The sequence below is a fragment of the Streptomyces sp. NPDC036764 genome (assembly GCF_055609385.1).
This window is the reverse complement of record NZ_JBVJPT010000001.1, coordinates 2,723,881-2,741,772: the sequence shown is the minus strand read 5'-3', so window position 1 is coordinate 2,741,772 and position 17,892 is coordinate 2,723,881. Positions and strand designations below refer to the sequence as shown.

18 protein-coding genes and 3 pseudogenes are annotated in these 17,892 nt (G+C 67.6%); 8 read left to right on the top strand and 13 right to left on the bottom strand.

All coding sequences use genetic code 11. The features are described from left to right. Nucleotides 1-21: 21 nt before the first annotated feature. The gene (locus tag ACZ69Q_RS11530; protein ID WP_471039927.1) at nucleotides 22-573 is read left to right on the top strand and encodes a hypothetical protein; all 552 of its coding nucleotides are present in this window, start codon (nucleotides 22-24) and stop codon (nucleotides 571-573) included. A gap of 361 nt (nucleotides 574-934) precedes the next feature. Here the strand turns inward: ACZ69Q_RS11530 and ACZ69Q_RS11525 are convergent, their stop codons facing one another. The 4 genes from ACZ69Q_RS11525 to ACZ69Q_RS11510 form a co-directional block, all read right to left on the bottom strand. Further along, a complete protein-coding gene (locus tag ACZ69Q_RS11525) occupies nucleotides 935-2,026 on the bottom strand; it encodes a DUF3800 domain-containing protein (protein ID WP_471039924.1) in 1,092 nt (363 codons plus the stop codon). Nucleotides 2,027-2,344: 318 nt separating this feature from the next. Beyond that, a complete protein-coding gene (locus tag ACZ69Q_RS11520; protein WP_471040221.1) occupies nucleotides 2,345-2,800 on the bottom strand; it encodes a hypothetical protein in 456 nt (151 codons plus the stop codon). A 45-nt stretch (nucleotides 2,801-2,845) separates the two neighbouring features. Next, nucleotides 2,846-3,730 (bottom strand): toll/interleukin-1 receptor domain-containing protein, encoded by an 885-nt coding sequence (locus tag ACZ69Q_RS11515; protein WP_471039922.1) that lies wholly within the window; start codon nucleotides 3,728-3,730, stop codon nucleotides 2,846-2,848. A 992-nt stretch (nucleotides 3,731-4,722) separates the two neighbouring features. Continuing rightward, the gene (locus ACZ69Q_RS11510; RefSeq protein ID WP_471039919.1) at nucleotides 4,723-4,899 is read right to left on the bottom strand and encodes a hypothetical protein; all 177 of its coding nucleotides are present in this window, start codon (nucleotides 4,897-4,899) and stop codon (nucleotides 4,723-4,725) included. A gap of 110 nt (nucleotides 4,900-5,009) precedes the next feature. Between ACZ69Q_RS11510 and ACZ69Q_RS11505 the strand changes: the two are divergent. The 3 genes and pseudogenes from ACZ69Q_RS11505 to ACZ69Q_RS11495 form a co-directional block, all read left to right on the top strand. Further along, nucleotides 5,010-5,096: pseudogene (locus ACZ69Q_RS11505) on the top strand (SAM-dependent methyltransferase); the annotation flags it as partial. A 173-nt stretch (nucleotides 5,097-5,269) separates the two neighbouring features. Continuing rightward, nucleotides 5,270-5,371 (top strand): annotated as a pseudogene (locus ACZ69Q_RS11500) (replication-relaxation family protein); the annotation flags it as partial. Nucleotides 5,372-5,459: 88 nt separating this feature from the next. Then, nucleotides 5,460-5,861, top strand: a complete 402-nt coding sequence (locus ACZ69Q_RS11495; protein WP_471040218.1) for a hypothetical protein — start codon at nucleotides 5,460-5,462, stop codon at nucleotides 5,859-5,861. A gap of 5 nt (nucleotides 5,862-5,866) precedes the next feature. On the opposite strand, the gene ACZ69Q_RS11490 is transcribed toward ACZ69Q_RS11495, so the two are convergent. Genes ACZ69Q_RS11490 through ACZ69Q_RS11480 form a run of 3 tightly spaced genes read right to left on the bottom strand, consistent with a single transcriptional unit; the run spans nucleotide 5,867 to nucleotide 7,499 of the window. Beyond that, on the bottom strand, nucleotides 5,867-6,718 hold the full coding sequence (locus ACZ69Q_RS11490) for a helix-turn-helix domain-containing protein (RefSeq protein WP_471039916.1): 852 nt from the start codon (nucleotides 6,716-6,718) through the stop codon (nucleotides 5,867-5,869). A gap of 21 nt (nucleotides 6,719-6,739) precedes the next feature. Further along, nucleotides 6,740-7,267 carry a DUF6879 family protein gene (locus ACZ69Q_RS11485; RefSeq protein ID WP_471039913.1) on the bottom strand — a complete coding sequence of 176 codons (528 nt, stop codon included), beginning with the start codon at nucleotides 7,265-7,267 and terminating at the stop codon, nucleotides 6,740-6,742. Further along, complete coding sequence (locus ACZ69Q_RS11480; RefSeq protein ID WP_471039911.1) at nucleotides 7,239-7,499, bottom strand: hypothetical protein; 261 nt, start codon at nucleotides 7,497-7,499, stop codon at nucleotides 7,239-7,241. The genes ACZ69Q_RS11485 and ACZ69Q_RS11480 overlap by 29 nt, the downstream gene beginning before the upstream one ends. Nucleotides 7,500-7,711: 212 nt before the next feature. On the opposite strand from ACZ69Q_RS11480, the gene ACZ69Q_RS11475 reads away from it, so the two are divergent. Both ACZ69Q_RS11475 and ACZ69Q_RS11470 read left to right on the top strand, forming a co-directional pair. Beyond that, a complete protein-coding gene (locus ACZ69Q_RS11475) occupies nucleotides 7,712-7,855 on the top strand; it encodes a hypothetical protein (protein ID WP_471039909.1) in 144 nt (47 codons plus the stop codon). Continuing rightward, nucleotides 7,852-8,388, top strand: a complete 537-nt coding sequence (locus tag ACZ69Q_RS11470) for a DUF6415 family natural product biosynthesis protein (RefSeq protein WP_471039906.1) — start codon at nucleotides 7,852-7,854, stop codon at nucleotides 8,386-8,388. Before ACZ69Q_RS11475 ends, ACZ69Q_RS11470 begins: the two co-directional genes overlap by 4 nt. A gap of 167 nt (nucleotides 8,389-8,555) precedes the next feature. On the opposite strand, the gene ACZ69Q_RS11465 is transcribed toward ACZ69Q_RS11470, so the two are convergent. Together ACZ69Q_RS11465 and ACZ69Q_RS11460 are read right to left on the bottom strand one after the other, a co-directional pair. Further along, nucleotides 8,556-9,191: a hypothetical protein gene (locus ACZ69Q_RS11465; protein ID WP_471039903.1), complete on the bottom strand. Its 636-nt coding sequence runs from the start codon at nucleotides 9,189-9,191 to the stop codon at nucleotides 8,556-8,558. A gap of 88 nt (nucleotides 9,192-9,279) precedes the next feature. Then, nucleotides 9,280-11,241 (bottom strand): hypothetical protein, encoded by a 1,962-nt coding sequence (locus ACZ69Q_RS11460; RefSeq protein ID WP_471039900.1) that lies wholly within the window; start codon nucleotides 11,239-11,241, stop codon nucleotides 9,280-9,282. A 758-nt stretch (nucleotides 11,242-11,999) separates the two neighbouring features. Here ACZ69Q_RS11460 and ACZ69Q_RS11455 point away from each other — a divergent pair. Together ACZ69Q_RS11455 and ACZ69Q_RS11450 are read left to right on the top strand one after the other, a co-directional pair. Further along, entirely contained in the window at nucleotides 12,000-13,502 is a 1,503-nt protein-coding gene (locus ACZ69Q_RS11455; protein ID WP_471039898.1) for an FG-GAP repeat protein, read from the top strand. 92 nt (nucleotides 13,503-13,594) lie between these two features. Then, entirely contained in the window at nucleotides 13,595-13,873 is a 279-nt protein-coding gene (locus ACZ69Q_RS11450) for a contact-dependent growth inhibition system immunity protein (RefSeq protein ID WP_471039895.1), read from the top strand. A 15-nt stretch (nucleotides 13,874-13,888) separates the two neighbouring features. Here the strand turns inward: ACZ69Q_RS11450 and ACZ69Q_RS11445 are convergent. The 4 genes and pseudogenes from ACZ69Q_RS11445 to ACZ69Q_RS11430 all read right to left on the bottom strand — a co-directional run. Beyond that, nucleotides 13,889-15,072: pseudogene (locus ACZ69Q_RS11445) on the bottom strand (RNA-guided endonuclease InsQ/TnpB family protein); the annotation flags it as partial. Nucleotides 15,073-15,440: 368 nt separating this feature from the next. Then, a complete protein-coding gene (locus ACZ69Q_RS11440) occupies nucleotides 15,441-15,710 on the bottom strand; it encodes a hypothetical protein (protein ID WP_471039892.1) in 270 nt (89 codons plus the stop codon). Nucleotides 15,711-15,801: 91 nt separating this feature from the next. Beyond that, nucleotides 15,802-16,635, bottom strand: a complete 834-nt coding sequence (locus ACZ69Q_RS11435; RefSeq protein WP_471039889.1) for a PIG-L family deacetylase — start codon at nucleotides 16,633-16,635, stop codon at nucleotides 15,802-15,804. A 651-nt stretch (nucleotides 16,636-17,286) separates the two neighbouring features. Further along, nucleotides 17,287-17,757, bottom strand: a complete 471-nt coding sequence (locus ACZ69Q_RS11430) for a DIP1984 family protein (RefSeq protein WP_471039886.1) — start codon at nucleotides 17,755-17,757, stop codon at nucleotides 17,287-17,289. Between the last annotated feature and the right edge of the window lie 135 nt (nucleotides 17,758-17,892).

Genomic DNA, 17,892 nt, shown 5'->3' with positions numbered 1-17,892 from the left:
CGGCAAGGAGAGGCCCAGCAGATGAGCGCCCCCCAACTCTTCGTCGCGGAGCGAACCTTCGGGGTCTTGGACGGCGGAGACATCCCCGTGGACACGGCCGACTGGTCCAACGGCCTGGCCGCCCCCATGTCGCACGGCGCCATCATCCTCACCGGCATCCGCACAGGCGACGTCCAGGTGACCGCCGAAGCACGAGACAGCCCGCCCCACACGACCGACGACACCCCCTGGGACGAGATCGTCGAGGTCAGCATCCAGTGCCAATCCGCCCAGATGCTCGTCGAGTCCCTCGACCTCGGCCCGGCCGAAGACCTGCCCAACCTGGCCACCGCCGGCCTCGGCTGGTACTGCATCCGCGTCCACGCACACGGCCGCGCCACCAACCCCGACGGCACCGACTCCGACCCGATCGAGCGCTACCAGCTTTCCGCCTGGCCCTCCACCTCCGCAGAAACAGAAATCCTGAAGAGCAGTCCGCGCATCCAGGCAGAACAGGCCCGCCACACCCACCAGCCACAGCGCACCCCCCACCCCACTCCCCTGGACGCACCACCCATCACAAAACCCGAATGACCCCGCCCCACGCCGACAGACCATCATCGCGCCCAGCTTCTCGCCGAGCAGTGCCGTGTGCTCAGCCTCGACCGCAGCGTGGGCGATATCGCCAGCACCTCTGACCCTTCGGTTCTTCAGCCAGGTTGTGACACGCCGAAACACGCCCGACTGCGTGGGCAGGACGACGCTCCTGGATGTGCTGGCAGGTCTGGAGGGGCTGCCAGAGGTATTGGCGGCGCACCACCAGTTAATGCGGCCGCGTCGTATGCCCCTGTTCTCCCGTGCGCTGGAAGTGGCACAGGCCGTGGTCGTCTCCTGGTGGGACGCGCACTGGCCGGCTACGTGACCCGGGTGAAGAGATCCTCGAGTTCGGCCTTCTTCACATCCGGTCGGAGCTGAAGGGGTCAAGCCCTTCGGTGGGGACGAGCGATGTCCGCTCGATCAGCGGCAGGATGATCGGACGCAGCAGTACGCTGGCGTCGGTGGGCTTGCGGCCGTCACCCTTGGCCACGCTTCCCGCCGCGCCAGCGAGCAGGTCGGCAAGCTGAATGGACGCGTGATCGTAGGAGCTCCCGCGCACCATGCGTTGAACGCGAAGGCGCCGGTGCATGGAGGAAGGCGTAGCTCCGGCCCCGGAGCGCAGGACGTTTCTGGTCACTTCCAGCCGGGCGTCCGTGAGTTCTCGGTGTTCGTCGGCCAGGACGCTGATTGTTCCCAAGCGTTCGCTCCAGGCTCTTGTCAGAGTGGCGAGCGCAGTGTCCAGCAGTTCCAGGTGCGGCGGCGGTTGAGGCGCTACGTCGTTGTGAAGTGCCTCCGCGTGGGCACGCGTGGGCCGAAGCCATTGCAGGGCCTCGGTGACGTTGCGCCGGGTCGATACCGTCCAGGCCGCCTCCACTTCGTCATAGAAGGTCTGGATGACTGCCTGCCGGTCGCCCGGGTCCTTGCGGCGGGCGAAGGCGACGAATGCCTGCTCCAGCTTGTTGAACCGGTCGCCCTTCAGCGCGCGTCGACCGTCGCACGCGAGGGCCCGGGCCAGCTTTCTGGCCTGCCTGTTCACATGCAGGTCGATACCACGTCGGTAGGCCTCTTCTTCGACCAAGAGGTCGATGACCTTGCTCATGATTCCGTATCGCTTGTCGACCACGTACACCGAACATCGTCCGTGCAACGCGCCGCCGATCTGCCACAGGCGGCTGAGCTTCTGCAGCCGGTCCCCACGCTGGAAGTGCTTGAACTTCAGCTCGCGGACGGTCGGCTGAATGCTTGTCTCTGTACGGAGGTCGCCCACGATGGCTTCGGCTTCCGCGTCGTCGACGGCGACTCCTGCCACAATCATGTAGCGGCCTTCACTCAGAAGATCCTCGCCGTCGTAGCCGGACTCGTCAGGGGCGATCCAGCGACCGTCCGCCTCGCTGTCGAGTGTTGGCGCGGTGTGCGTGAGTCGCACGTAGTCGGGCCCTGTCAGAGGCATAGCCGCATTATCCCGGAGTGCGCTCCCGACGCACCTGGCCGGTGACGGGGATCAAGCTGTGCCACCAGCAGGTCGAGGCCGTGGCCGACATCGTGTGGGGGGCTCGACGTCCCGCTCGCAGGGATCTTCGAGAACGGCCTGCGCGGACGGGTACATGCCGCCTCCGGAACGGGCAAGACCGTGGTCGCCGCCGCGGCGGCGAAGCGGATCGCCCCCAAGGCGCGGCTGCTCGTGCTGGTACCGCGTGAAGGCGCCCCGCACCTCGCGGCAGTCTTCCGCGTCGTCCCCTTCCGGCAAGCGCCACGGTTGGGTCCGCGGTCAGTCCTCGGCCACCCGTCGGACCGTGTCGCCCGATGCCAGATGCTCGTCGTGGACCGATACCACGATCGAGTCGCGGGCTCTGTGCCGGAGGCTGGACGTGCCGCTGAACGTCTCGGGCAACTTGGCGAGGAACTCTTGTATGGCCTTGATGGTCTGTCGCAGTTCCTTGCCCATGTCCTTTCGGCCGATGAGGTACCTGCTCGGCGGCATCTCGTGTTGCCGTGAGAGATAGTCGCGAAAGTTGTCTGTGTCGTCCTTCAAGTCCTGTGCCTGGTCAAGCAGGGCCTCTTTAAGCTGCCGCATCGGGGGCGGCAACGCGTCGCCCAGGCCACCGAGGAGACTTCGGACCTCGTCGACCTCTGCACTGAAACTTTCGAAGTGCCGCTCAAGATTCGGGAGGTTTCTGCACTGCTCGCCTAGCTCGCCCAGCTTGGCCTGGACGGCCTTCAACACCGCGCCGTACCCGCTCGGGCGAGCTCCCGCGGCCACGCTCGGGACTCAGAACCGACTGCTGTTCGCCAGCACTTGGAGCAACCATCCCTGTGTCTTAGCCGCGTGCGCGCAAGCGGAGCGCACCTGCATGGGGCTGGCGGACGGTCTCGACGCCGCCGCCAGCGTGCGTTCCAACTCCCCTACGTACCTACTGAGTACGTCGTCGTCGGTCGGGTGGGGCGGCCGGGTCAAGGAAAGTTGGTGCACGAGCAGGGCAGCGCTCGATGCAAGGGCCGTCCAGCTCGAGTCGTCGAAAGCGGTCTGCCGCAGCACACGGACCAGGCCGTCCCACGAGCCCAGCTCGTCGTCCGAGGGCTCCTTCGACGCGGGAGCCGATGCACGGCCGTCCACCGCCCGATTCCCCGTGCGGCCCGGACCAGTCGCGGAGCGCTGCGTGAACGCTCGGCGCAGTCGTTGGGCGACGTGCCGTACCCCCTCCTCGAAGGCATGGGAGCGGGGCTTCTCACCGCGCAGCCCGCGCAAGTCGTAGTACTGCCGGGACTTCAGGACTGTGGCGTCCTCGTCCGTATTCCCGGAGTCCTCCAGCAGATCGGCGGTCACGTAGTACAGCGGCAGCACGAGGTCCTGGCGGCCGCGCGTCCGCTCGTTCTGCAAGAAGTCTCCGAGCTCCTTGCGGCAGGAGACGCTGGTGAAGAAATGCGGCGTGACGATCGGGATGAACAGTGTCACCGCGTCGAGGCTCTGCTTAATTCGCGACTCCCAGTGCTCGCCCCACTCAATGCTCTCGCGGTCCTGGAAGATGGGGAACGGCATGCCGGTCAGCGCCTCGACCTCACCGCTCAGCCGCTTACGGAAGGCGGTCAGCCAGCCGCGATCATGCCGGTCGTTGAACTGGGCGTAACTCATGAAAGCAACCGGTTCGCCAGTCATCGGCCATCCCTCCTGTCAGTTCCGCCAGCGTTCATCACTTGATGGACAGACCTACGGTTTCGGCCGCTCCGAGGCCACCTTGGCCCACCCGTTCGTCTCTCCCTGTTCGATCGCGAAACCTCCAGAGCAAGGAGTTGGTCCCAAGTGGCTGCATCGTCGTACGGTTCTGCGCTGGTGTGGTGGCGGCTGCGCTCGGCCTTTGCCGCTTCGTGGGCACCGCTGAAGTGCACGTAGTTGTCCTGCCAGTGATAGACGGAGCCCAGGCCGGAACCGACGACGCCCAGTGCACCGAGGCCGCGGGGATGAGGTGATGTGCGGGGCGACCAAGGAGGATCGTCGTCTCGGAGATCCTGTAGGCACGGCGCGGGCGGATCGCAACGCTGCGGTACCAGTTGTAGGAGTCGTTCGCCAGTGTGAGGTCGTAGCCGGAATCCACTGACAGCTTCGGATGGATCTCCGCCATGCGCCACCCTCTCCGTCTCTGCATGGGCGCTCACGGCCGCTGCCGATCGCACCATAATTCCGTGCGCCCCCGCGCACGCGCTACCGGTTCGCGCCGACGCCAGGCACTACTCGGTATGTCCACTCGCGCCGGATCCGTTGAGAGCAACACGAAGCAGAGACATCACCACCTCGCCAACGTGCCGTCACCGTCGGCAGGCAGTACGGGATGGACCGGTAGTGCTGCCACTTCCAGCTCACCCACCAGCGGGGCCCTTCGAGGCGGCCAGCTATACGGCTGGGGATGGCCAAGCGGCAGCCGGAGAGTTCCACGTCGCTGAGGTCGACGTCCTGGTCCTGAAGGTGCTGCAGGATGGCAAGTGCGGCGCGACGCAGCGGGCTGTGGCCCACCCAGCGGGTACACAGGTCGTACGCCATCTCCTCAACAGCGGGTTCGGCGGGCTCGTCGGGCAGGCTGATGCGGGAGATAGTTATCTGGCCGCCTCCGGCGAGCCCCATCGGCGTAGACGGGGCCCTGGGACGAAGCCCGCCTATGGACGACTGTTGAAGATCACCGTGTCGATGCGGGGACCGCGCTGCGTGTGATCGGTGCAGTGGCAGGTACGGATGCGGATGCGGACGGTGTTGCGGTCGATGTCGGCGCTGACAACGCAGCCGGTGGGCTCAGCGGTGGTGAAGTAGAGGCTATGGACAGCGGGCTCGGTCATGATCCGGTCTCTCGCGCAGTGGGCACGCCCCTATGGGCTGCCCTTCACCCTCTGGTGCGGCGCGGCCCTTTCAGACAGGACCTATGGTGCCAGCGCTGGCGGTCAAGCGGGACTTGCAGGAGCAGGGCTTCGTCGTTGAGGACGTACGCGACGCACCCGACCGGCCGGGAAGGAGGTTCGTGTTCGTGGTGCGGCGCGGCGCGGCACAGCGCAGCCCGCCCCGTCGCGCGTGTGACGCTGCCGCAGGCCGGCCGCACACGGGTGTGGTTCGTCACTCAGTACGGGGCGGAGGTCGCCTCGCAGTGGCCGGAATTGCGGGACTGGCGGCCACCGCGGCTGGCAGCCGATCGCACCGCCGCCCGGGCTGCGCGTGGGACACACCCTGGCAGTGACGGAGACCGCCCTGGCATTCGTGCAGGACGCCCGCCGCTGCGGGGACGTGTGCCAGCCGCTGGACTGGATCCCGGAGGTCCACCACCCGCTCGGCAGCAGTAAAGCCCTGGTCCCCGATGCCCTGCTGTACTACCGGCACGGCAGCCAAGACAGCAGCGGGGGGGCCGATGCTGCGGGCATTCGTGGAAATCGACCGGGCCACCATGGGACCCGAACGCCTCGCCTCGAAGATCAGCTTCTACGAACGGCTCTACCGGTACGTGCCGGTCCCGGTCGTGCGGCCCCTGCCCGGCACGCGTGAACTCCCGACGGAAGAATGGCGACACCGCTATCCCGTGTTCCCACGGGTGCTGTTCGTCCTGGACGGCACCGGCCCCACCGGCATCGACAACCGCCTCACCGCCCTCCATGCCGGCGCCAAGCTGGCACGAGCCGACTTCCTGCACAACGTGCCCATCCTGGCCGCCCTCCTGACCGACCTACTCCAAGACGGACCTTCAGCATCCCTCTGGCGACCCGTCACAGACCCCAGCCGACGGACCAGATGGATGGACTCCCCCGGCATCTGACTGGATCAGTGCAGCCGGTCGATGGCCTTCACGATCAGGGCACGGGCGTCGGCCCCGTAGACGGCCATGCTCCGCAGTTGCTCGAATGCCTTCAGGTACAGCGCGATCTCGGATGGCTGAGTCACCTGAACGCGGGCGGCGAGCAGTTCGACGGAGACGAGGGACTCGTCGTAGATGTGGAACACCTCCTGCGGCCACATCGGGCGGTCCGGGGTCGCGCTGGGAATGATGCCCAGGGAGACCTGTGGGAGCGCGCCGGCGGTCAGCAGGTAGCCGAGCTGCGCCGCCATCGCATCGCTGTCCCCCAGATGGTAGGAGAGCACCGCTTCCTCAATGACCAGGGTGAAGCGGTGCCCCGGTTCGTGGATGATGCGGGAGCGCTCCATTCGTGCAGCGACCGCTTCGGCGACGTCGTCGGGGATGTCCCGGAAGCGGCCGATGCCTGTCATCAATCCGCGTGCGTAGCCCTCGGTCTGGAGGAGGCCGGGGACCATCGTCGGCGAGTAGACCCGGAACAGCTTCGTGGACTTGAACAGTGGGACGTAGCTGTTCTGCAGCTGCTTGAGCCCGGTGCGGACCTTGCGCCGCCAGTCGACGTACATGGACTCGGCGGTGCGGGACTGGGCGATGATGTCGTCGGCCTGCCCGGGTACTCCGCACGCTTCGCACCAGCGGCGGATGTCTTCGGCCGATGGAGGGGTGCGGGCGCCTTCGATCCGGTAGGTCTTCGGGTGGCTCCAGCCACAGAGCGAGGCCAACTCAGGCCCGCTGATCCCGGCATCCGCGCGGAGTTCCTTCAAGCGGCCGGCGACGGATTCCCGGGCAGCCTGGGCGGAGGAGGACGGGGAGATAGACATGAGCTGGCCTGGTCACTCTCGCTAGCTGATCTTGTACATGTCGTGCGGGATGCCGCGGTCCCACACGGCCTCGAAGGCGTCGGCGCACAGCTTGACTGCGGCCAGGTCCTCGCTGATCTCCCCGCCGGCCGAGGCACCCTCACCAGTGAAATGGTTCCACCTGATCAGCCGGCCGTCGATCAGCCAGAAGTCGTTGCCGGGCAGGGCGATGTCCGAGGCACGGCGGCGCGGCAGCCACCGCACCTGCTCGCCCGCAGCGATGTTGGTGAAGGTGCCGTCATACAGGAAGCGGGTGTACTCGCTGACCGGTTCGGACACGATGCGGGCGCGGCACACGACGACGCCGCGGCCCACGGTCTCCTGGATCAGGTCGAGCCAAGGCCGCCACCAGGAGGCACGCTCGCACCGGTCGTGTCGGAACCCTGCGCGCCAGTCGGCGAACGGCCCCTTCTCGTAGTCGACTGCGTAGGAGTCGCGCATTTCGAGATGCACGGCTGAATGACTGGCTGAGCCGAGGAGCTCAGGCCATGTCGGAACGCTCAAGGGCATCGCACGCCTCCCTGATCATGTGCACCATCCTGGCAGGGATCCGGACGACGGCCTCGTGGTTCGGGATTCCCTTGGCGTGGCCAGGGATCTCGAACGCCGCGCATTGCGCTTGGAGTTCGGGGCTCGGCTTCCAGCCCTGGAGCACGAGCTCGTCCTTGTCCTGGTCAACCCAGACCGTGGGGCTCTCCCCGTCGCCGGTGTTGGGGTCGATCCCGATGAACTGTAAGGGCATGACCGCCTCCTGCACGTTGAGTGTTCATGGATGTACATCACGGTCAGCTCTAAACCTTGACTGGTCAAGTAGGCAATCAAGCCGTGTGTACATCGGTGCACATTCCTGGCGATGCCGCTGCTGCCGTTCCTAGCGTCGGAGACGACAAAGCCCGAGGGTCGCACGAAAGGCCCCGGGAGTGGCCAACGCTCAACCAGCGAGGGAGCGTCGACATGGGCAACAGCGCAGCCGCCAGGCACATCCGGGACAAGAAGCCGGTGCGCGTGTACACCGTGGACCGCTACGGCACAGTGACCGGGGATCGCGGCACTGCGGACAAGTTCCAGAAGCAGGGTCCCTCGGCGGAGGCCCGGTGAGCGCCGTCCACGAGGCCAAGTCGCCCATACGTACCGCGAGTACGCGAGCGAGCGCCATCTGGTTCACCGCCCAGACGACGCTGCCGAGCCACCCCACCGTCAAAGCCTTCGAAGCCGGTTTCCGCGAGGCCCTCGAAGGGCTGGTCCCACAGATCGAGCGACACGCCCATGAGCGGCCCGCGGACGACGTCCAGGCGAAGGTGGCCATCGCCGGTGTCGGTGAGGCCCGCCGACGCCTGGGCCTGACGGAGCGCAGCGGCCTCCAATGTGAGTACGAGCGGGTGAAGAGACTCGCCATGTCCGTGATCGCCCTGTGGGACCACTTGGACACGCTCATCGGCATCAACATGTGCCGAATGCGCCGAAGGCCGGCACCGAGGGGGTGCCGGCCGGACACTCGGCAGGCGCGGGGCCTGGGTGGTCAGGTGGTCGAGTTCCCGCCGCAGTGGCGTGACCTCGGCTTCCAGCGTGGCAAACTCGTTGTGAGCCCTTGGGATTTCGGCGGCGTGATCACTGGCCCCTTCCGGAGGTAGTTGGAGGTGGCCCGCAGTTGCTGGCGCTGACGCCTGGTCTCATCGCGCAACGCCGCCCGCTCCCCCTTCGCGGCCATCCGCTGGCTCGCATGCTTGCGCTGCCCGCAGTCGGCCCGCTACGGCTGATCGTGACGGAAGGGGCTGGCACACGGAGTGCGCGGCAGAGCTCATTGCGGCTGCTGCCCCCTGACGAGCGCAGTGGGCAGTGACGCGTCGAGGATCAGATCACGCGGCAGCGCCAGTTCGAAGCGCTGCTCCAGAACGGCGAGAGAGGCGCGGTGTGCTGTGTCCCTCTCCCTCTCCTCCGGGATTCCGGCCGCGACGATGTCGGCGCGGACGAGGTCGGCGCCCGGGCCGGTGATCTCCTGCGACCAGGTGTTCATGTACATGTCGAAGCCGCACACGTAGCTGTCGTCGTGGAAGTAGGCGAAGGCGGGCGGCGGGACCTTCGGGTTCTGCTTCTCGTAGTACAGCTCGAACACGTGGGCGCCGTTCCGGGATGCCCCGTCGTGGTACGCGGGCCCGAGGACGGAGGGCCAGTGGCCGTAGGCAACGGCAAAGCCCAGGCCGGCGTGGTCGCCGTAACGGACGGCGATGCTGTCGCTGTCACCACGCTCCGCGTCGAGCTCGTCGATGAGCTCCTCGGCCCGCGGCCCGGTGGTGGCCTCGACCGGTACGGGGCCGCCGGTCGCGGCGAGGCGGGCGGTGAGCTCCTCGCCGGTCAGGCCCCGGGCCAGCTTGATGCAGTAGCCGAGCCAGGAGATGTCCTCGTCGGCAATCCATGTGATCCCGCCGGAACTCACTGCGTGTCTCCGTTCTCCGATGTGGCGCGGCCCGGGGTCGGCCCGTGACCGGCCCCGTGCCACACCTGGGGTGTGCGTCAGTCCGGTGCTAGCGGATGTCGCACTTGATCGTCGGCTTCGAGGCGTCGCACTTATCGAAGCCCGGCGTCCTGACGAAATACGCGTCCTGATCGATCAGCCGGAGCTCCTTGGCGAACGTGGGGAAGCGGCTCATCGAGGTGGAGTTGACCCACCCGGACATCGCGGACCGGCCGCACACTTCGGACCACGTCGGCGCGGCCGTGCGCTCGTCATCGTACAGTCGCCAAGTGCCGTCCGACAGCTTGGTGGCGTAGGTCTGCGCACACTTGTCGCCCGAGCTGACCTGGTTCGTGCCGCCCATGTCGGAGGGCATCCCGCCGCTGTTGTAACTCGCCGCGAAGGTGAACTCGTCACAGGACGACTTGTCGCCGGCGGAGATGTCCGTCACCGGTGTGGTGTCCGGGTGCCCGGACTTGGCGGCCCAGCCGTCCGGGCAAATGACCCTGCGGTTGGCGTCGGGGTCGCGGCCGTACTTGTTGCGCTCACCGTGCTCGCCCGTGTCGCCCCTGCGGTCGGGGAGGTAGGTCAGCGGCGCGCCCTTGCGGATCTTCGCCTGGATCAGCCAGGCGTGCGCGGCGGCCGCCGGGGTCTTGGCGGTGTTGAACACATAGCCGGGCATGTAGTCCCGGAACACGCAGCCCGCCGGGGAGTACACCATGTCGCAGCGCGTATAGACCGGATTGCCGATGAAACCCTGGCTGTTGTCCGTGGGGAAGGTTTCCGGCACCGAGGTGGAGAAGGTCGCGTACGGTGCGAACGCCAGCGCCTGGGAGAGGTCGGAGTCCTTCTTCCCGGACTCGTCCGGCACCCCGCCGGACCACTGCACGGTGGCCGTCGCGGTCTCCTCGTGCGGGTCGATGTCGTAGGAGCCGCCCCACATCAGGTTGCCGTCCCAGGCGTAGGAGGGCTTGTCGGCGCACCCGGCGGAGCACTGCGGGGAGATGGTCAGCTTGATCGCCCCAGGCTGCGCGGGGAACGGCAGGTGTCCGGCGGGCATCGGCAGCGGTGTGACACGGGCCCACAGTTTCAGCTCCGTGCCGGTCAGCGCCGTGCTCATGTGGGAGGAGTACAAAAACTCCTGATAGCCCTTCTCGTCCTGGCCCGTCTGATCGGTGACCTGGACGGAGAACTTCCCGTACATGCACGCCTTGTCGCGGGTGAAGACCGACAGGTAGGTGCCCTGCGCGGCGCCCACTTCGCAGGAGTCATGCAGCGGCGGGTTCGCGGCCCGCGTGGACTTCAGCTTCGCCCTGGATGCGCGGGCGGCTTCCAAGTCCGCTTTCGTGGCGGGCTTCCAGGCGATGCACAGCCGGTCACCCCGCGCGGTCGCCTCACAGTGCTGTTCACCCGCGGCGTCCCTGGTCTGCACCGAACCCCAGCCGGGGACCGGCTGCCATGAGGTGTCGAACGCCGGGTCCGTCGCGTCCCTCTTGGGTGCCGGGAGGGTGATGTCGACCTGCCGGCCCCGGGTCTTGAACGTCGCGTAGGGCGACCAGTCCGTCTCGTAGAGCGAGCCGTCGTAGGCGGAGGTACGGAACGCGTAGGTGGTGGCGGGCTTGAGGTTGCCGTGCGGGACGGTGACCGTGGCCTTCGAACCCGAGGCCACCATCTTGGACACGATGACGCCGTACTCGGCGGACACGTCGCCCTCGTTGGCCGGGTCAGCGTTCTGGCCCGTGAGCTTCACCTTGGCCTTCGGCTTCCCGGCCGCGTCCACGGTCCACACCTCGAAGGTGAGGTTCGCCTTGTCCCCGTCAGGGTCCGTGACCGAGTTGCGCAGTTGAGCCACGGTGCGGTCGACCAGCCACACGGTGCCGCTCTGCTTCCATGTGGGTCCGGCTTCCGGCTTGCTTCCCGACGCGGGGCGGCCGCCGGCTCGGGTGCCCTTCTCCGGCCCGGCGGCCGGCCGCGACGACGGAGCGTAGTTCCCGTTCGCACTGGGATCCGGGCTGTCGGCGGCAGACGCCACGCCGGTGCCGAGTAACAGGGCCGCGGTGGTGACACCGATGGTTATTCGGGACAGGCAGCGATTTCTTTTCCTCGTTCCAGACACGCTGGATCGTCCTTTCAGGCCCGGCCCCGCGAGCTCACGACTGAGCAAGTCCCCCGGGGCTCAAGCTGGTTGGTGGTCTGAGTCGCGCCGGGAACCTTCCTACAGGCCACCGTGTCGCCGCCCCAAGGTCATCAACTGGGGCGTTCAGCCTGAAACACAGGTAGTGGACGTGATGAGGCCGACGTTTGGAGAGGGTTGCAGCGCGAATCCTCCAAACCATGGGCAGCGGTCGCTGTGGGTGCCCTCCAACTCGCCAGTAAGGAACAGGTGTCAGAGTTGAGGGTGGCGTCTCCGGGCGGTGGCCACCGCGAGCCACACGGGGAACTCCGCGCGCAACCCGCTGCCGCAGAACAAACACCCGCGGGCCGCCAGCTCGTAGGTGGTAGGTGAGCGTGACGAGCGGGATGATCTCGCCCGGCGTCGCCAACTCCGGTTCACCTCAGCCCCGGGTGCAGCCCCTCCCGCCTCCGCGACGAACGTCCGACCTGACGTACAACCCTTCATGAACTTCAGGTGTCTTCTCGGTTGAGTGGCGCTCTGCCCGGCACTCAGGGCAATCGGACCGGTCTGTGTTCCGGCGTCGCGCCGACAAACTGATCTAGCGCCTCTGCCGACCACCCCACCGCGGCCGAGCGGCACGCCGTAGGACATCTAGGGACCAAGGAGTTCCTCCTGTGCGTCACATCAGAAGCGCCGTCCTCGCGGCTGCAGCAATCCTCACCTTCGGTGGCGGCGCCGTGTTCGCGGCTCCCGCCGCGCAAGCCGCGGTGCCCTTCCCGTCGATCGGCTGGCAGCAGCGCAACTGCGACTACGACGGCAACGGTTTCGACGACGTGCTGACCGGCGCCCCCGGGGCCACGGTGAGCGGCGCCACAGGCGCCGGCTACGTCACCGTGCAGTACAGCTCGTCCAGCGGTCTCAGCACCACCAGGAGGAGCGTGCTGCACCAGAACGCCTCAGGGGTCCCGGGCAGTGCCGAGGCCGGCGACGGTTTCGGGCGTGCCGTGGCTTCCGGTGACCTGGACAACGACGGTTACGACGACGCCATCGTCGGCATCCCCGGCGAGGACCTGGCGGGGCTGTCCGACGCGGGTGGCGTCACGATCTTCTGGGGATCACCGACCGGGCTGCGCGGGTCCGACAGCACCTGGCTGGAAAACACCGAAGCGCCTCGGGCCGGTGCGAACTTCGGCCGGGCGATCGAAGCGGCCCGCTACTCTGCTCCGGACCCGACGGACCCGAACGCCGACCCACGTGACTCGATCGCCGTCCTGGAGGACGACGCCCTGCTGTTCTTCACCGCCCAGCCCAGCGGAGCGGGACAACTGGCCAAGACGTCGCAGCGCAGCCTGCGCGCGCGGGACTTCGCCCCGGTGGACGGCGGCTTCGAGTTCCGCAGTCTCAGCCACGGCAACTACAACGAGGACTCCTGGGCCGACCTGGCCGTCTCAGGCGTCACCACCGGCGACCAGCCCGGCATCGGCACGGTGCACGTGCTGCACGGTGCGCCGAACGTCGATGAGCTCGGCGACGGCGGTACCTTCCCAGGCGGCCCGGCGATCGTGTCCGGCGACTGGGACGGCACCGGTCAGGACGACCTCGTCATCGGCGACACCGGCGCGGGCTCACCCCGGGGCGGCGGGATCAGCCTCTACGCGGGCCGCGGCGACCTGTCCGGCCTGGAACCGGAGCCCGTGCAGTACTGGACCCAGGACTCCAGCGGAATCCCGGGAGTCGCGGAGGCGGGCGACCAGTGGGGCGCGGAGCTGTCGGCCGGCGACACCGACGGCGACGGCCACCCGGACCTCGCCATCGGCGCACCCGGCGAGGACATCGGCAATGTCTCCAACGCAGGCGCGGTGTGGGTGCTGCGCGGCGATCGGACCGGCTTCACCAACGTCGGCGCGAAGAGTTTCGACCAGCAACTCGCCGACATCCCCGGCACGGCGGAGACCTCGGACCGCTGGGGCGGCCAGGTCCGGCTGATCGACGCAAACAAGGACGGCCGCTGCGGCCTGCTCGCGACGGCACCGGGCGAGAACACCAACGACGGATTCGTATGGGTCATCCCCGCCTCGCCGTCGGGACTGGTCGCCCGGGGCACGTGGAACTACGGCGGATCCCGGCTCGGGGCTCCTGCGGCTAATGCGCAGTTCGGAGCGGCGATCGACGAGTAGCACGCTCCCCCAGCGACGAGGCGCCCCCGACCAGGACGTTCCAAGACCGCGTTTGAGATCTGCGGCATGGAACGATCGCACAATGACTCGACTTGGAGACCGTCCGCTCTCTGGAGGACCTCGAGCGCGACCGTTGGCCGGCCCCACCAGCAGATGCAAGTCACCTTGTTGCGGCGCTACATGCCCTTCGGCGTCGGCCGATCAGGAAACTGACCGTCGAGGACATGCGTTTGCTGATCGGGCAAAACGTGGGACTCAGCTATCTCCTGCCCCTCGCCCTGGAGGTGCTGCGCCCCGCTCCTCTGGCCGAAGGCGACATGTTTGACTCCTCCGCCTCCTGGAGGAGGGGGATTCCTGGCTCATTCGCCTGACACCTAGCAGGTGGCAGGGCTTACGAGATCAGCACCAGTCGGGTTGAGACCAGCCCGGACCAGCATCACGCGGGCGGAGTTCTTGTCTCTCGGGGAGACGGCTCCGCACGCGGTGCAGGCATAGGTTCGTTCGGAAAGAGGGAGTGCGTGCTTGGTTCTCGCTCCGCACGTGGCGCAGTCCATGGTGGTGTGCGGGGTGGACCAGGTGCACGGCCCTGCCGTGCTTGCGGCCCATCTCGACCAGGGCCTTCTTTGTGGCACTGATCGCCGCGTCGGCGGCCTTGCGCGCCATGGTGGTCTTCGCGAGGAACTTGGGCCGGAAGTCCTCCACCGCGATGGCGTCGTGGTCGCGGACCACCTGCTGGGCCCACTTGCGGCCGGTGTCCTGCCGTTGGGCGGCCACCTTGCGGTGCAGCTTCGCGGTCTGCCGCTTCGACTCGCGGTAGCCCTTCGAGGCGGCCTGTCCCTTGGCCGGACGGCGCCGGGCCATCATCCGCTGGTAGCGGGCAAGCTTCTGCGCGGCCGTACGCCCGTGCTGCGGGTGGGGGAGATCGCGGTCGTCGGATGTGGTGGTGGCGGTCTCCCTGACGCCCCAGTCGATCCCGATCACACGCCCGGTCGCCGGGAGTTGTTCGGTCACGGCGGGGACAACGAAGGATGCCCACCAGTGCCCCACCGCATCCCGGTACACGCGCACGCCAGACAGGGGCTTCGGCAGCTCACGCGACCACACCGGCCGCACCACAATCCCGCCGGCCAGATACAGGCGGCCGTCCTTCAGCCGGAACCCCGCCGGGTGTACTCGAGAGTAGGCAGTGCCTCGCGCTCCTTCCACCTGGGCATCCCGGCCCGCTGCCGCATCGGAAGCCGGGCCTTTATGTCCTTCAGCGCCTTGGCTCGGGACTTACCGAAGTCGCGGATCACCTGCTGCTGAGGAACACACGCACCCTCCCGCAGCCATTCAGTGCGGGCGCGGGCCTCGGTCAGCATCGCCGCCATCTGCACCGGACCACACGTCGCCCCCTCACCGGTCGCCCGGTTGTGCGCGTTGACGGCCCTGGACTTCGCGACGCACTCATTCCACACCCACCGCAACCGGTCCCACTCCGTATCAAGAGCAGCGCGCGCCGCAGACGACAACGCAGACGGTAGGAGTACCGGCAGTAGCCGCTCGCCTCCGTGATCGCTTCTGTCGTCATGCGTCCCAACGTACCTGGGAGGACTGACAGTTGAGCCCTCCTGCCCTACGTGGTCGGCTTCACCTGCGCTGTTGGTGTACGCCGATCCGCCCTGCCGGCGAATCGGCTCTCCCGGCCCCGCTCCCGCGGGAGCTTCGTTTCCTCCCCCGGCTGAAGCCGGGGGTATCCACGAAGGAAGACCTGATGATCCCGTAGCCGTACTCCTCGTTGGGCGCCGTCAGCCCCTTGCGGTCGCGGAACGAGGCCGACTTGATGAGGCGGTTGATGACCTGGCCTGCGGTGAGTTCGGGGTATTTCGAGCGGATCAGCGCGGCAGTGGCCGACCCATAGACTGCGGCATCCGAACTGCCCCTGGACAGGCTGTACTTCTACGACCTGGTGGGGTCCGCTCCGAGGATCTGGACACCGGGAGCCACGAGGGCCAGCCCGCCTCCTGTGTTAGAACGCTCCCAGCGGTTGCCGTCCTTGTCGATGGCGCCGACGGCGACGACGCCGGGCAGCGCGGCCCGCTCGCCGACGGCTATGGATCCCTCGGTGCCCGCCACCACCACGACGTCGTGGGCTTGCGCGTACGCGATCGCTGCCAGGCCGTCGCTCAGGGTCTTGCCGCCGTCGTTGCCGAACGACATGTTGATCACGTCCGCGCCCTAGTCCACGGCATAGCGCACCGCCGCGGCCCAGGTCTCGTCGTGCATGGGGTCCTTCCGAGCTCCGCTCCCGATGGATGGATCAGCGCAGTCCGGCGAAGAGATCATTCTCTGGTAGGGCCGCGCCGGTGGCGTCCTGGACGCGTACGAAGGTCTCCATGCCCATCAACTCGCTGAACCTCTCCTTGCCCATCTTGAGGAAGAAGATGTTCTCGCCCTGGCTGGCGTGCGCGGCCAGCGCGTCGAACTTCTGACCGCTGAACGCGGTGGTGTCCACCCACGTGGTGATCTCATCGTCGGGGAGGCCGATCTCGGCCAGCGCGGCGGCCTCGGCAGGATCCGGCTCCGGCATGTCCTCACCGAACTCACGCATGATCTCACCGAACCGCTGCATTCCCGAGCGGGGCATCGTGGTCCAGTACACCTTCGGGGTGAGTGCGGTCATCTCCAGCGCCGCCATCGTGATGCGGTGTGCCTGGATGTGGTCGGGGTGACCGTAGAAGCCGTTCTCGTCGTAGGTGACGACTACATCCGGTCGGTAGTGCCGCATGAGGTCCGCGAGTCGGGCCGCGCCTTCCTCCACGGGGGTCCGCCAGAAGGATCCGGGGGCGTCGTTGCTCGGCCAGCCCATCATCCCGGAGTCGGCATAGTCCAGCATCTCCAGATCGCTGACCTTCAGGACGCCACAGCTCGCCTCAAGTTCCTGACGGCGCATCAGGGCAACCGCCGCCGGATCGTGCCCGGGATCGCCCGGCTTGACACCCCCCGGTCCGTCACCGCAACCGCCGTCGGTACACGTCACGAGAACCGTACGGATGCCTTCCGCCGCGTACCGCGCGAGGACCCCTCCGGTTCCGGTGGCCTCGTCGTCGGGGTGGGCGTGTACTGCCATGAGCGTCAAGGGCCGGTCGGTCATGAAACAGTCCTCCTGCAGAAATACGTCTTGGTCCGACTGCGCGGCGGGCGTGCCGCTCCTGGGGTCCGGATCCTGGTGGGGCGACAACCCTCTGGTCATCGTGTTCCCCGCCCGGGCGACGCCGGTCCCTCGGTCGATGCAACCGTGCCGGTAGGGCCGGCTGTTCCCGGTGGGGCCGCCTGGCCTTCCAGGTGCCGGCGTTTCAGCGTTGAACGAGATAAGGGCGCGACCTGCATTGCCCTGGCGCACTGCGTCTGGCGTGTGGTGGGCTGCTGACCTGCGCGGTTGCCAGGTCGTTCGAGTGCGCCAGTGGCCAGCGCTCTCAAACGACCCGGATCTCGCAGAAGCCCTCGTTCGCGATAGATGGAGGACCGCCGCCAGAATTGCATCCGCCGTGGATCGCCGTCTCCGTGATGCTGCGATGTGGAAAGCCCCGAACCCGCCCTCGCCGCCTCGGATCTGCACGTGGTGATGTGCGGTGCGATGTGCACTGTTACCTGTACGCGGTGCTGAGCTGCACTGTTAATTAGGGAGTCGAACCCCGCGTTGCTCTTCACGCGCCAGGAGTGGGCCGGAAAACCGCCAGCCCTCGGTGTGTGCACGCCTCCGAAGCAGCTACCTGCTCCACATCCTCCCAGTCTGCTGGACTGCTCAGTCCAGCAGATCGATCTCCCAGTTCGTACGTTGGATCCGCACATCGACCTCGCGGATCTCCCGGGCGAGTGCATCCGCCTGAGCACGCAGTTCTGCGACCGGAAGCGCGGAGAGCATCATCAGCCCGGAACGAAGCTGCCGGCCGTATCCCCGCTCCCCCGTACCCGCTGCCGCGTCCGCCGCCGCGGTGACCACAGAGTGACGCAGCCGCAGGACGTCCCGGCGTGCGAGGGCATCGGTGAGCGTGCCGTCCGGACCCACCTCCACGGTGGCATTGGTCCGGTTGATCCGCCTGATCAACGTTTCCAGGGTGTCCATCACCTCACCGGCCTCAGCCAACAGCTGAGCCGCATTCTCGGCGGGTGCCTCCCCCTCCTGGTGCCGCGCACTACTGACGACACGTGCTCGCAGCTGCTCCACGCGGCGGGCCGCCTCCGCGCGTTCTGCCAGTGCCTCGGCAAGCTTCACTGTCTCCACCGCCCCTCCATGAGTCGCACGAGTATACGAGTGCGAACTAGCTCGTGCGCATCTGAATTGTTGATCCGCCACAGCCCTGACCAGCCGCTGGAGTGAGAGCGGGCGAGCTCGTCGGGCCGGCTGTTG